This is a genomic window from Pelosinus sp. UFO1 (genome assembly GCF_000725345.1).
GTDB lineage: Bacteria > Bacillota > Negativicutes > DSM-13327 > DSM-13327 > Pelosinus.
Genome location: NZ_CP008852.1, coordinates 30,879 through 44,200 on the forward strand (window position 1 = coordinate 30,879; position 13,322 = coordinate 44,200).

Genomic DNA, 13,322 nt, shown 5'->3' on the forward strand with positions numbered 1-13,322 from the left:
TAAAAACATTTAGTTCATAAAGAAAATGGAGAGTTGAAAATTTTAAAAATACTTTTATAATACCATTGAAAAATGTGATGTATTGTTTTATAATGATACTTACAGTGAATGTTTTTCCTACAACTACATATGTTTACCGAATGAAGTTTGCGGGAGAGTGGCTAGAATAGCCCGCCGAAGGAGTAAAACTCTCAGGCACTCGGACCACCGAGTAGAACCGTAAGTGGACGGAACTCTGGAGAGACTCTTAAATTGAGCGCCGAAGGTGAAATACAGCAATGACAAGTTGCTGACAAATCTCTCAGGCAAAAGGACAGAGACAAAAATCGTGATTTACAGGGATATTTCTATATCTCTTATATTGTGATGCTGAAAACGCCTTTTTTGGTGTGTTCATTTGTTTTTCCAGAGTCAAATCAGAGATGATTTGGCTCTTTCATTTTTATATAGATAATTTAAAAAAAGGGGAGAAATTTTTATGAGTAAAATTAGTTTTAAGCTGGTAGTGGTATCTTTGGTAGTTCTAATGATGGCGGGGGCTCTCGCGGGTTGTGGTAGTTCTGCCTCGAAAGATATCAAAATTGGTATTCTCAATGAGATGACAGGTGGTAATGCGACGATGGGGACTTCGTCGGCAAATGGCGCAAAAATGGCAATTAAAGAAGCCAATGCAAAAGGTGGAGTACTTGGCAAGCAACTCCAAGCCGTCATAGCGGATAATAAAAGTGAACCTTCCGAATCGGCAAATGCTATGACAAAATTAGCAACACAAGATAAAGTAGTAGCCGTAACAGGTATCTTTGCTAGTTCCAATGCCATCGCAACTTCAAGCGTAGCGGAAGCAACTAAAATTCCTTTTGTGGCAGTAGGGGCTACAAATCCTAAAGTAACAGTAGACGAGAAAAGCGGTAAGGTGAAAGATTATACCTTTAGAGTCTGTTTTATCGACCCCTTCCAAGGGACAGTTGGAGCAAACTTTGTACTTAATACATTACAACTGAAAAAGGCAGTTATGTTAGTTGATAATAGTAGTGATTATAGTAAAGGTTTATCATCCTTCTTTAAAGATGCCTTTACCAAAGGCGGCGGAAATATTTTAGCGGAAGAAGCTTATTTGCAAAAGGATCAAGATTTTAAAACCATTTTGACAAAAGTTAAGGCATTAAATGCGGAAGTAATTTATATCCCGGGTTATTACGAAGAAGTAGGTAAAATTGTGAAACAAGCTCGCGAAATTGGGATTACGGTACCAATCGTAGGTGGGGATGGATGGGATTCTCCGAAGTTAGTAGAAGTAGGAACCGGAGCCGCCCTTAACAATACTTATTTTACCAATCACTATTCGGTAGATGATACTAGTGCGACTTCCCAGGCTTTTGTAGAAGCTTATAAGAAAGAGTATGGGCAAGTGCCAGATGCTATGGCTGTCCTTGGTTATGATGCAGCGAACATTGTAATTGATGCGATTAAACGTGCCAATAGCATTGATCCTGAAAAGATTCGTGAAGCCTTAGCCGCCACCAAGGATTTTCCAGCAATAACGGGGGCTACTACCCTAAATGCAACTCATGATGCTGTTAAAAGTGTAGTTATTATTGAAATGAAAGATGGCAAACAGGTATTTAAAGCCACTGTAAAACCGTAGCAAGACATAGCATAAGCTCCTGTACTATTCTACTAAGAATTTGTACAGGAGTTTTTTACCGGAATCAGAAAGTATAACACTTCCTTGATTCCAAGTAAGAACGACTAAGGCTTCTGCCTGCGTCCGAGGACTTGGCACAAGCCAAGTCTTTTCTTATATTGCACGTTTTTCCTCTGTTTCGCATAGAATACAAAAAAAGTGTAGTGATGTATTAGTATAGATATATCTGAATAACTTAAATGAAATTTCATTTCAGGAGGGAAAATGTATGGAAGAGGATAGAAAATCCAAAGCGTGCGATGGTTGTTGCGATTTGATTTTTGAAACTATGCCCAATAATCGGCCAGCTGCGATTGCCCAGGCTTTTTGGCTGCAGGCAACTGCTACAGGAGAGATTTGCGGCAGAGGGTGTGAAGGACATATTCAAGTATCAGCTCAAGGGCTAATTCCCCTAGGAGTGTATACTCTATTTTTTGTAACGGATAGAGGGCTTTGGCCGGCAGCTCCTTTATCAGCTGTTTATACCTCCGATGGTTTTGACCCAAATCGATTGGTTGTAAATACTAATGGCACTTTAAATTATTATGTTGCCCCCTTAGATTATAATCCCTTAAGAGGCATTCCCACACCGAGTGGTGTAGCTAAAATTACAAGTGTAATTATATCACTACACAGTGATCGGCTTACCAATGGCTTAAGTCTTGGTGATCCCAATGTTAATGTATTTAATCAGTTAACGGCTCCTATGTGTTTTCCCCGTACGGAGGAATAAGAATACCTAATAACAAAACACTATTCCATTGAAAAAATGGCAATAGTGTTTTGTTATTTACTGAATTACATATTTTTACACTTAATTCGAAATATATAGGAAATAATAGAGGGTTTTAAATGAATATATAGAAAATGTTTACATATATGGAATTAGCGCTTGCGATAAAAAATGAGGTGTAAATGTGACATTTATTGATACATCCCTTTTAGCAACAATATCTGGTACGATGGCAGTGTTACTTGTATATATATATCTATATGTACAATATAAAGAGCCATTCATAGGATTGTGGATTTTAAGTTGGCTAATTCATCTTATTCGGATTATTTGTTTTAAAATGCCCTTCATTAGAGAATCTGATTTAGAAGTTCAAATTATTTTTCAATTTTTATCAGTTTTATCTAGTTTACTACTTGTATGGGGAAGTAATAAGTTTATTAGTAAGGGTGTAAACAGGTTGTGGTTATATGGGGCAGTTCTTAGTACCATATTAAGTGAGTTAGCTATAGGATTTCATCAAGATTATTTCTATAAGGCTCTGCCCTCATGTATTTTTATTGGTAGTATCTATATATGGACTGGTATGGTGTTTTTCTACTATTTAAACATTACTGGGGTGGGTAAATATATTACTGGAGCTGCGTTTCTTCTCCTAGGAGTCCATACTATCGATTATATTTTTATGGAGAATGTAGTATGGTTTGCTCCATGGGGATATTTATTTGATGCAATATTACGATTCATTATTGCTGTAGGCACCTTATTAGTGTATTTTGAAAAGACGAGGCAAGATCTAACGAATAAAGAAAAATACTATCGATTATTTACTGAAAATGCAGTGGATATTATTTTCCGTTACCGGATCGTCCCCGAGCAAGGTTTTGAATACATTAGCCCGGCAGTTACAGAAATTACTGGATATACGGCTGAGGAATTTTATAATGATCCTGAGCTAATATTTAAAATGATTCACCCTAAAGATGTAGCCTTATATGAAGATGCAAAGAAAAATTTTCATCTGGTTAATCCTATGGTGACTACCCGGATACTTTGTAAGAATCTTAGTGAAATATGGGTTGAACAAAAGTTTAATCCTATTTATGGAGAAAATAATCAAATCATCGCCATTGAAGGAATCGCACGGGATATAACTACTCGAAAAATGTTGGAACAAGATGTAGCCCGTCTGGATCGATTGAATACAGTTGGGCAGATGGCAGCGAGTGTAGCTCACGAGATTAGAAACCCTATGACTACGGTACGTGGATATTTGCAGCTAATCGGAAATAAGAAAGAATTTGCTCTTTATAAGGAACAGTTTGTGCTGGTAATGGATGAATTGGATAGGACAAATTCCATTATTAGTGAATATCTTTCTCTTAGTCAAAATCGGGTAATGGATTTTAAATTGTGTCAGTTAAATGAAATTATTGAATCTATGTATCCACTGCTGCAGGCTGATAGCAACGCCTGTAATAAGTATATAATGTTAGAATTACAGAGGATTCCTGAATTATATATTGATGAAAAAGAAATTCGTCAACTAATATTAAATCTTGTTCGTAATGGGTTAGAGTCTATGAAAGAGGGGAAATCATTAACAATCCGAACCTATTTGGAAAATGAGGAAACAATTTTGGCTATACGGGATGAAGGTGGAGGGATCGCTGCTCATGTTTTAGATAATTTAGGAAAACCCTTTGTGACTACGAAGACAGACGGAACAGGAATTGGTTTAGCAATCTGTTATCGAATTGCAAATCGCCATAAGGCGAAGATAACGGTAGAGACCAGCACGCAAGGAACCACATTTTTTATTTGTTTCAAATTATCCCAGGGATTGGCAGTGTAAAAAAGTTAATAGAGTATTAGGAAAAGAGAACCTTTAAACTAAGGTTCTCTTTTTTTATTGAAAAATTTACTTATAATTACAAAAATGTCCATTATATTACAAATCTTACAGGAGTTTTCATTGGTGAGAGAAGAACATGGTTCTATTAGGAGGTGGTGTTTATGAATCGGCAATAGCTTTTCTCTAGTCAATAGATAATTTTATGATCAAAAAAAGGGGGAAGAATGTATGGGTTTGCAAATTGCAGAGCTAAAAGTAAGAACTAGTGAGGTTAGTGAAAATCGTATAAAAATTAGAATAGCTTCGACTAAAAGAGAAAAAGAAGCAATTTATAAGTTGCGTTATCGAGTGTATGTAGAGGAAATGGGCAAAACACCCATAGCATCAGCTAATCACGAGAAAAAGAAAATCATGGATGTAATGGATGATCAGAGTGTATTATTATATGCCCAATTAGGATCAGAAGTAATAGGTACTCTAAGAGTAACCATTGGAAAAATTGAATTATTTCCGAGTGAATTACAAGAAATATTCAAGATGCAACGGTTTGCTACTTTCTTGCAAGGATCAAGAAACCAGAAACAATGTTTAAGCACTAAAATGATGGTTATTTCTAAATACCGAAATTCACAGGCGGCCTACCTATTATTATCAAAAGGGTATGAGGTAGGACGAGATGAGGGGGTGCAGTTTTCTTTTGGAGGATGCAGCCCCCAATTAGTTCCTCTATATGAACGACTTGGTTTTCGTAGACTAGGGTATAACTTTTTTGAACGTGGCTTCGGTCTAATCATTCCCTTATTTCTAATTCTTGAAGACCTTGAACATCTGCAGGCAGTGAGATCGCCCTTTCTCCGTGTTGCCAAAAAAAGAAATAACAGTCCGGAAGCGGCAAAATGGTTTTTAGAGGAATTCCCCCAGTTGACTAAGGTGGTAAACACCCAGTTAACCAGCAAAGAACAGATGTGGGCTTATGTACAAGGAGAATTAAGAGGTCAAAGTATTCCTATTCTCAAAGGACTAATGAAAGAAGAAGCAATGCAGGTATTGCATATGGGAACAATCTTTCATTGCCAAGAAGGTGATACCATTATAAATACTGGTGAAGTAACGAAAGAACTATATATCTTGCTGTCAGGGAAGGTTACTGTACTATGCAATGGGGTGACGAGTGAGAGGGTACCAGGGCAAAGCTTCGGAAGAACAGGGTTAATACAACCACAAGTACAAATAAACGACGTTTCTGCCACTGCTGATTCAGAGGTTATGGTTATTTGCCAACAATCTTTCGAAAAGTTTTACAGAAGTTATCCTACGATTGGGATCAAGATTTTACAGAATCTAACTAGTTGCAAAGGGTAAAACATAGAGGTTTTCTAAAAATAAAAAAATGGGGGAATTTAAATGAAATATGGTGTTGAATTATTACTGGTAAACAGCCTTGCAATAAGACAGCGCATTACTTCGGATACGGCGTTAGAAAATAGTTTGGCAATGATTCGTACATATCTTGAAGATCAAGGAATTGAGGCAGAAATTATTGATAATGTCCGTACCTCTTACGTCGAAAAAGGCGTACCTAGATGGTGCTTGGCACTTCTTCGCTGGATTGTAGGATTGCAGTTAGAAGTATATCAGAAGGGAAATCAAAAATTAGCTTTATTTCTTATGCTATTTAGTTGGCCCTTGCAAGCCTTGTCCTTGTTTTGCAAGCGTAGGTACATGAATCAGATGGTGGAAGAAATCGTTAAGATGGTTAAAGAAAAGGAGATTCCTTTCGTCGGTATTAAGACATGGTATGGTGATTCTTTTCAATGGGCGATTCATTTAGCGTCTCGCCTTAGAACTGAATGTCCCGAAACCGTTGTGATTGCTGGTGGACCTCAAGTAAAGGTATACGGCGAAAATACCTTGAAAGATGATGAGTTTGACCTAGCCATTATGGGGCCGGGCGAAGAAATACTAGAACAGTTAATTAGATTGCATAGAAGAACCCAAGGAAAAACTGAGTTTTTAAAAGCAGTGAGGGATGAGAGTGGCAGTTCCCCCTTACTTAGAACTGGTGGTTTTCATGCCGTAAAATGCGTAGGTGAAAAGGCAAATTTTCAGGAAACCATTCCCCGTTATCGAAGTGTTGATTTAGAAGACAAAATACTTTTTCACACCTTAGTGGATGGTGTGGGGTGCAGCTGGAATCAATGTAACTTTTGTTCCCATACTAGGCAGCTTATTCATTATCAAGGTCGCCCTGTAGAGCAAATTATCGAAGAAATGAGAGCTATGACACAGCTTGGCATTGCTTTTTTTCGATTCAGTAGTTCAGAGACACCTCTTGAACAAGGACGAAATATTGCCCAGGCAATACTTGATAGTGGCCTAAAGGTAAACTATTCTATGTTTATACGAGCTACCAAAGTATCTAGTCAAACCTATGATGATTTTTCAATTATGATAAAATCAGGCTTGAGAGCAGTTTTTATGGGGGGCGAAACGGGGCATGATCTGATTAATGACCAGGTTATGAATAAGGGGGTTACTAAGAAAGAGATCATTGATACGATACAATGCATAAAGTTAGCTGCGGATATTGTCAATGAACCATGCCGTATTGGGCTTTCCCTGATCTATCCGTGCCCCCTAGTTGCGAATGTAACATTAGAGGATGTTTTCGCAGAAAATATCAGCTTAATTGAGCAAACAATGCCGAGTACGGTTGTTGTAAATCCTCCTGGTGCTTTTCCTGATACGGAATGGTTTGATAAGGCAGATCAATTTGGTTTTGATATTGGTGATGATTTTATCTACAATCTTATGCGCTATGAGTATTCCATCTATAAGCCTGCTGAGTTCTGGCCTAAGTTAAATGTGTCTTTACAAGGCAAGCAAAGTATAGATTTACTCCGCGAAACTGGCAAACTACGTAATGCTATTGCGGATATGGGGATTCCTACGGATATTTCTGATGAGTATCTCATGATGACAGAAGCGATTGGTTATCGCTCCAAACTGGATTTATTGAATTTCAAAAAAGATTCCCTTTTGGACATCATGACAGGGAGTACCTATTATTCAAAAGATATTGTAAAACGTATTAATGATCATAGCAGAAAGTTAGCAAAGCTGAATCAATAAATGTACCTAACTTTGAGTAAATAGGAAGGGCTAGACTTTCACTAATTATGTGAAAGTCTAGCCTAAAAATTAATTACTTGCTTTTTATAAATCAGAAGACATAAAATATAAGTGGACTAACCGGACATGTGAGAACCAAAAGTAAGGAGAGACATATGGCAGATATAAAAAAAGTGTACGCCGTTAGGAAAGGCAGACAGGCAGGTTTATTCTATAGCTGGCCCCAGTGTCAGGAACAAATAAAAGGATATTCAGGAGCTGAGTATAAGAGTTTTAAGACGGAAGAAGAAGCGAATGCTTACCTTGCGGGAGCAGTGAATAAGGTAATGCCATCTCTTCCTACAGGAGAAATCTCCGATGATGTTATGCTTGCTTACGTTGATGGCAGTTATAACATTGCAACAAAGGAATATTCGGCGGGAGTCGTTATCTTGTGGAAAGGAGAGGAGGTTACCTTTAGTCAAAAAGGAAATGATCCTGAGTTGGCACCGATGCGTAATGTAGCAGGAGAAACCATGGGGGCTAAAATCGCAATGACTTATGCCTTAGAACAGGGAGTACCTACAATCGTTATATATCATGACTACGAAGGCATAGAAAAGTGGTGTACCAACGCCTGGGAAGCAAAACAAGAGGGAACCAAAAAGTATAAACAGTTTTATGAACAAGCCGCAAAACAATTGGAGATCCACTTTGTAAAGGTTAAGGCCCATTCAGGAGATAAATATAATGAACAGGCAGATCAATTAGCTAAGGCAGCTTTACAGCTACAGTAATGGAGGAAAAACAATGAATGAAAAATTTTTACAGATGAAACCTGGGCGGGATTTAGATATTGCAGTGGCCCTAGAGGTGATGGGGTTTATCTGGTTGAAGCACTTATTACAATTTAGCGCTGAACTTGCCGTAAAATGGCTGGGAACACCAGCGGATATTGAACAATCTGGCGGAGTGTATACTGCACTGACAAAAGAGAGTGAAATGGTGAGTTTAAAACTTAGAGAGAATTTTGATGAGGCAGTACCTGCCTTTTCTACGGAAATGGGGTCAGCCCAAAAGGTAATAGAGCATATGAACGCCATTGGGTATGTCTACAATCTAGAAAATAGGATTGTAGAATGCCAAAGCGTATATTATGCATCGTTTAAAAAAGATGGAATTCAGTCAGAGGTAGCCTCTGCAGGCTTTGCAACTGAACTAGAAGCAATAGCTAAAGCGGCTCTTGTGGCTGTATTATCTGATAGGGAAAAGTAGGTTAGGAGTCTTTATTATGATTATTTTTCATACAATTGAAAGTATATTTAGTATTGTTTTAATGATTGCAACAGGTTATATTCTTACAAATAAAGGCTGGTTTAACCCCGAGGCATCCAAGTTATTTTCCCGTATCATAACGAATATTGCACTTCCTACTTATATGATTTGGAATTTAATGAGTACCTTTAACAAAGATGGATTACTTCATCTAGCAACAGGATTGGTTGTGCCCTTTTCTTCTATGCTAGCTTGTTATATTGTAGGATATGTTGTTTCCAAAGTAATAAAGGTAAAATCGAATCGGCAAGGAACTTTTCGATCAATGTTCTTTGTTTCCAATAGTATCTTTATTGGCATACCTGTAAATTTAGCCTTGTTTGGCGAAGAAAGTGTGCCTTATGTCTTATTGTATTATATCGCCAACACATCTCTATTTTGGACGATTGGCGCCAGTGGTATTCGGAATGATGGTGCGCTAGGTAAAGAAAAAGTATCTCCTCTAGAGGTAGTGAAAAAGATCTTCTCACCACCGCTGTTAGGATTTTTGTTCGCCATATTTCTTATTTTATGTAATATAAGTTTGCCTCGCTTTATTCTTGATACTTGCAAATACCTTGGCAATATGACGACTCCTCTATCCATGCTCTTTATTGGGATTGCCATATATGGTGTAAAATTAAGTAATATTAAAGTCAGCAAGGATATGATTGCTATTCTATTAGGAAGGTTTGTAGTATCCCCACTGATTGTTATGGGAGTAACTCATTTTATACCCTTACCTCTTTTGATGAAAAAAGTATTTATTATTCAAGCCATGTTGCCTGTAATGACGCAAACATCCATTGTTGCCAAATCCTATGGAGGCGATGCTGAATATGCTGCCATAATGACTACGGTGACAACCGTAATAGCAATCGTTGTTATTCCTGTATATATGTTGATTTTTCAGTATTATTTTTAGTCGAGTATAGTGGGGGCGGAGGCTTTAAATTTAATATTGCGACTATTTAAAAAGGGTATTGCATCGCAAAAAGATGTATGCTATACTCAGCTCAAGTTAATAGGCAGAAGCAATGAAGCTTACAAGTGGTTTTTTAAAACCCTTGTGAGCTTTTTGCCTTTTTGTCAGGAAATAGACACATAAGCAATGGGGCTTATAAACGGAGTACGTTTATGAGCCTCATTGTGTTTTTTTTAGTAATTAAGGAGGTGGTTCTATCGAATAAGTATGATGGTAGACAAAAAAAATGCCTTATGGATATTTGCGGTATCCATAAAGCGTTGGTAATCTTAGTTCCCCAGCAGTCACCAGGGTTTGTTTGATGTACCTATTTTTATTATAAGTGAATTGTAAGTAATTTTCAACTATATCGGTAAAAAAATGCGTTTAAAAATAGAGGGAGGTTTTCATTATGAGACAGATTGCTATATACGGAAAAGGTGGTATTGGTAAATCTACCACTACTCAAAATACAGTAGGTGCCTTAGCAGAGGCTGGTAAGCATATTATGGTTGTTGGCTGTGATCCTAAGGCGGATTCCACTCGCTTATTACTTCATGGATTATGCCAAAAAACAGTACTAGATACGTTACGTGATGAAGGCGACGATATTGACCTAGAAGATATCTTAAAGCCAGGATTCGGCGGTACCATGTGCGTTGAGTCAGGTGGTCCTGAGCCAGGTGTAGGTTGCGCAGGTCGTGGTATCATCACTTCGATTAATATGTTGGAATCCTTAGGTGCTTATACACCAGATCTTGATTATGTATTTTATGATGTACTGGGTGATGTTGTTTGTGGTGGATTTGCAATGCCGATCCGCGAAGGTAAAGCAGAAGAAATTTATATCGTTGCTTCTGGTGAATTGATGGCTCTTTATGCAGCGAATAACATTGCAAAAGGGATTCAAAAATATGCAGTTAACGGTAAAGTTAGACTTGGCGGCATTATTTGTAACAGCCGTAAAGTAGATAAAGAGTATGAATTATTAAAAGCCTTTGCTGAAGAAATTGGATCCCAATTGATCTACTTTGTACCTCGTGACAATCTCGTCCAACGTGCGGAAATTAATAAAAAGACAGTTGTAGACTTCGATCCAGAATCTGGTCAAGCTAACGAATATCGTGAATTAGCAAAAGCCATCGACGGTAACAAAATGTTTGTTATCCCTAAACCAATGACACAAGACAGATTAGAAGAAATCATGATGCAATATGGCTTTATGGATGCCTGATTGTCAAAGAAAAAGTAGATAAAATATTGGAGGGAAACAATATGTTATTAGTTAGAGCCATTATCAGACCAGAAAAGAAAGAGGAAGTATTAGCTGAGTTATCAAGAGCTGGTTTTCATGCTGCTACAGTTGTGGATGTAGTTGGGCGCGGTAAACAAAAAGGGATTAAAATATCCGGTATCATTTATGATGAAATCCCAAAAGCCTTATTAATGATGGCGATCCGTGATGAGGATAAGGAAGATATGGTTCGTCTGATTTTAAAATACGCGAAAACAAGTGAACAAGGTGCTTATGGCGATGGAAAAATATTCATAAGCTCCATTGAAGAAGCTTATACCATTTCTAGTGGCATCCCAAGTCTATAAGAAGGAGGGATAAGGATGAAAGAAATTATCGCTATTGTACGGATGAATAAGACAAGTGCTACTAAAAAAGCGTTAGTAGAAGCTGGTGTAGCTGGTTTTACTGCTTTTAAAGTAGAGGGGCGGGGCAAGTTAGTAACCAATCCAAGCTTGATTTTGGAAAGAAAGAAAGAACTCCTTCTTATGGCTGGGGAGGATCAAACAGGGGAAGCAGAAAAGCTGATTACAGATTTTTTGGTTGGTACTACATTATTTCCACGGAGATTGTTTACCATTCTTGCCCATGATGAAGACGTAGCTAAGATTGTAGACGCTATTATTCAGGCTAATAAGACTTGTAATAATGTAGGTGATGGCAAGATCTTTGTCTTACCAGTTATGGATGCGATAAGGGTTCGTACTGGGGAAACAGGAGAAGTTGCAGTATAACAGGGGAGGTAAGGGAAAATGGAAATGAATGAAGCAAAACTTCAAGAAATACTAGATCAATATCCAGCTAAAGTTCAAAAAAATCGTAAGAAACATATATTTATAAAACGTTCCGAGCTAGAAAGCCAACAAATCGAAGCCAATACCCGGACCATTCCTGGTATTATCACTAATCGAGGCTGTGCTTATGCGGGATGTAAAGGCGTTGTTCTAGGTCCTATTAAAGATATGGTGCATATTGTTCACGGGCCGATCGGTTGTGGATATTATGCATGGAATACACGTAGAAATAAAGCCAAATCCGATGATCCAAAGCAAAATTTTATCAACTACTGTATATCTACCGATATGCAAGAAAGTGACATAGTCTTCGGTGGAGAAAAGAAATTAACCAAGGTAATTGATGAGGTCATGGAGATCTTTAAACCGAAAGCCATTACTCTTTCTGCTACCTGTCCAGTAGGGTTAATTGGAGATGATATGGGAGCTGTTGCTAAAGCAGCAGAAGCCAAACATGGCGTTCAGGTACTATCCTTTAGCTGTGAAGGTTATAAAGGCGTTAGCCAGTCAGCAGGTCATCATATTGCCAATAATATATTAATGGAAAAGGTCATCGGTACAGGTGAACAAGAAGAGGCTCCTGCTAAATTCCCGATTAATCTCTTAGGGGAATACAACATAGGCGGCGATGGTTGGGAAGTAGAACGAATCCTTAAGGAAATTGGCTATCATGTTGTATCCGTTATGACAGGGGATGGCTCTTATGAAGCAATTAAAAATGCGCATACAGCAGAACTTAATTTAGTTCAATGTCACCGCTCGATTAACTATATTGCTGAGATGCTCGAAACCAAATATGGTACACCATGGTTAAAAGTTAACTTTATTGGAATTCAAGGAACCATTGAGTCTCTACGTAATATGGCTCTTTACTTTGATGATAAAGAATTAACTCTTAAGACAGAAGCAGTAATCGCTAGTGAATTGGCAAGGATTGAACCTGTGTTTGAGCAATACAAAAAGATCTGTGAAGGAAAAACAGCTTTTTGTTTTGTGGGAGGATCCCGTGGTCATCATTTCCAAAATTTGTTTAGTGAATTAGGAATTGAAACCTTATTGGCAGGTTATGAATTTGCTCATCGTGATGATTATGAAGGCCGTGATGTCATTCCTACCATTAAAACTGATGCGGATAGTAAAAACATTCCTCACTATACGGCAGAAGTTGATGAAAAACGTTTTCGCTTGAAAGTAACACCAGAAAAATTGGAAGAGCTAAAAGCAAAAATACCTTTAGGTCAATATAATGGGATGCGTTTTGATATGAAAGACGGCAGTATCATTGTGGATGATTTGAATCATTTTGAAACAGAAGAGTTTATCAAGCTACTAAAACCAGATATTTTCACTTCTGGAATCAAGGATAAATATGTTATTCAAAAAATGGGGATTAATTCAAAGCAATTACATTCTTATGATTACAGCGGACCCTATGCTGGCTTTAACGGTGCAGTAAAATTTGCTGAAGATATTAGTATGGGATTTGCATCTCCAACTTGGAATTTTATTACTCCCCCATGGAAAAATCAACCTTTATTAGAAGGATCAGTAACTGAGGAAGGAGTGGCATAAT

At 37.7% G+C, this 13,322-nt stretch carries 12 protein-coding genes and 2 riboswitches; all 12 genes read left to right on the plus strand.

All coding sequences use genetic code 11. The features are described 5' to 3' along the window. The first annotated feature begins 140 nt into the window (after positions 1–140). Positions 141–217: riboswitch (glycine riboswitch) on the plus strand. Positions 218–225: 8 nt separating this feature from the next. Next, a riboswitch (glycine riboswitch) is annotated at positions 226–327 on the plus strand. Between the two features lie 151 nt (positions 328–478). The 12 genes from UFO1_RS00135 to nifD all read left to right on the plus strand — a co-directional run bounded on the left by UFO1_RS00135 (position 479) and on the right by nifD (position 13,321). Continuing rightward, the gene (locus UFO1_RS00135; protein WP_038666331.1) at positions 479–1,645 is read left to right on the plus strand and encodes an ABC transporter substrate-binding protein; all 1,167 of its coding nucleotides are present in this window, start codon (positions 479–481) and stop codon (positions 1,643–1,645) included. 268 nt (positions 1,646–1,913) lie between these two features. After that, entirely contained in the window at positions 1,914–2,417 is a 504-nt protein-coding gene (locus tag UFO1_RS00140; RefSeq protein ID WP_038666334.1) for a hypothetical protein, read from the plus strand. A gap of 184 nt (positions 2,418–2,601) precedes the next feature. Next, on the plus strand, positions 2,602–4,272 hold the full coding sequence (locus tag UFO1_RS00145; RefSeq protein ID WP_038666337.1) for an ATP-binding protein: 1,671 nt from the start codon (positions 2,602–2,604) through the stop codon (positions 4,270–4,272). A 228-nt stretch (positions 4,273–4,500) separates the two neighbouring features. After that, a complete protein-coding gene (locus UFO1_RS00150) occupies positions 4,501–5,634 on the plus strand; it encodes a cyclic nucleotide-binding domain-containing protein (protein ID WP_051788759.1) in 1,134 nt (377 codons plus the stop codon). A gap of 42 nt (positions 5,635–5,676) precedes the next feature. Continuing rightward, positions 5,677–7,404, plus strand: coding sequence for a B12-binding domain-containing radical SAM protein (locus tag UFO1_RS00155; RefSeq protein WP_038666340.1), 1,728 nt, complete (start codon positions 5,677–5,679; stop codon positions 7,402–7,404). Positions 7,405–7,559: 155 nt separating this feature from the next. Beyond that, positions 7,560–8,180: a viroplasmin family protein gene (locus tag UFO1_RS00160; protein WP_038666343.1), complete on the plus strand. Its 621-nt coding sequence runs from the start codon at positions 7,560–7,562 to the stop codon at positions 8,178–8,180. 13 nt (positions 8,181–8,193) lie between these two features. After that, positions 8,194–8,658, plus strand: a complete 465-nt coding sequence (locus UFO1_RS00165; protein WP_038666346.1) for a hypothetical protein — start codon at positions 8,194–8,196, stop codon at positions 8,656–8,658. A gap of 16 nt (positions 8,659–8,674) precedes the next feature. Beyond that, on the plus strand, positions 8,675–9,622 hold the full coding sequence (locus UFO1_RS00170) for an AEC family transporter (protein ID WP_038666349.1): 948 nt from the start codon (positions 8,675–8,677) through the stop codon (positions 9,620–9,622). Positions 9,623–10,073: 451 nt separating this feature from the next. Further along, a complete protein-coding gene (gene nifH / locus UFO1_RS00175) occupies positions 10,074–10,895 on the plus strand; it encodes a nitrogenase iron protein (protein WP_038666352.1) in 822 nt (273 codons plus the stop codon). 41 nt (positions 10,896–10,936) lie between these two features. Further along, complete coding sequence (locus UFO1_RS00180; protein ID WP_038666355.1) at positions 10,937–11,263, plus strand: P-II family nitrogen regulator; 327 nt, start codon at positions 10,937–10,939, stop codon at positions 11,261–11,263. A gap of 15 nt (positions 11,264–11,278) precedes the next feature. Then, positions 11,279–11,689: a P-II family nitrogen regulator gene (locus UFO1_RS00185; protein WP_038666357.1), complete on the plus strand. Its 411-nt coding sequence runs from the start codon at positions 11,279–11,281 to the stop codon at positions 11,687–11,689. A gap of 18 nt (positions 11,690–11,707) precedes the next feature. Continuing rightward, a complete protein-coding gene (gene nifD / locus UFO1_RS00190) occupies positions 11,708–13,321 on the plus strand; it encodes a nitrogenase molybdenum-iron protein alpha chain (RefSeq protein ID WP_038666359.1) in 1,614 nt (537 codons plus the stop codon). The last annotated feature ends 1 nt before the right edge of the window (position 13,322 follow it).

Excerpts from the sequence above, each read along its gene's own strand:
- UFO1_RS00135 (WP_038666331.1), top strand. The coding sequence starts at position 479 with ATGAGTAAAATTAGTTTTAAGCTGGTAGTGGTATCTTTGGTAGTTCTA.
- UFO1_RS00140 (WP_038666334.1), top strand. The coding sequence starts at position 1,914 with ATGGAAGAGGATAGAAAATCCAAAGCGTGCGATGGTTGTTGCGATTTG.
- UFO1_RS00150 (WP_051788759.1), top strand. The coding sequence starts at position 4,501 with ATGGGTTTGCAAATTGCAGAGCTAAAAGTAAGAACTAGTGAGGTTAGT.
- UFO1_RS00155 (WP_038666340.1), top strand. The coding sequence starts at position 5,677 with ATGAAATATGGTGTTGAATTATTACTGGTAAACAGCCTTGCAATAAGA.
- UFO1_RS00160 (WP_038666343.1), top strand. The coding sequence starts at position 7,560 with ATGGCAGATATAAAAAAAGTGTACGCCGTTAGGAAAGGCAGACAGGCA.
- UFO1_RS00165 (WP_038666346.1), top strand. The coding sequence starts at position 8,194 with ATGAATGAAAAATTTTTACAGATGAAACCTGGGCGGGATTTAGATATT.
- UFO1_RS00170 (WP_038666349.1), top strand. The coding sequence starts at position 8,675 with ATGATTATTTTTCATACAATTGAAAGTATATTTAGTATTGTTTTAATG.
- nifH (WP_038666352.1), top strand. The coding sequence starts at position 10,074 with ATGAGACAGATTGCTATATACGGAAAAGGTGGTATTGGTAAATCTACC.
- UFO1_RS00180 (WP_038666355.1), top strand. The coding sequence starts at position 10,937 with ATGTTATTAGTTAGAGCCATTATCAGACCAGAAAAGAAAGAGGAAGTA.
- UFO1_RS00185 (WP_038666357.1), top strand. The coding sequence starts at position 11,279 with ATGAAAGAAATTATCGCTATTGTACGGATGAATAAGACAAGTGCTACT.
- nifD (WP_038666359.1), top strand. The coding sequence starts at position 11,708 with ATGGAAATGAATGAAGCAAAACTTCAAGAAATACTAGATCAATATCCA.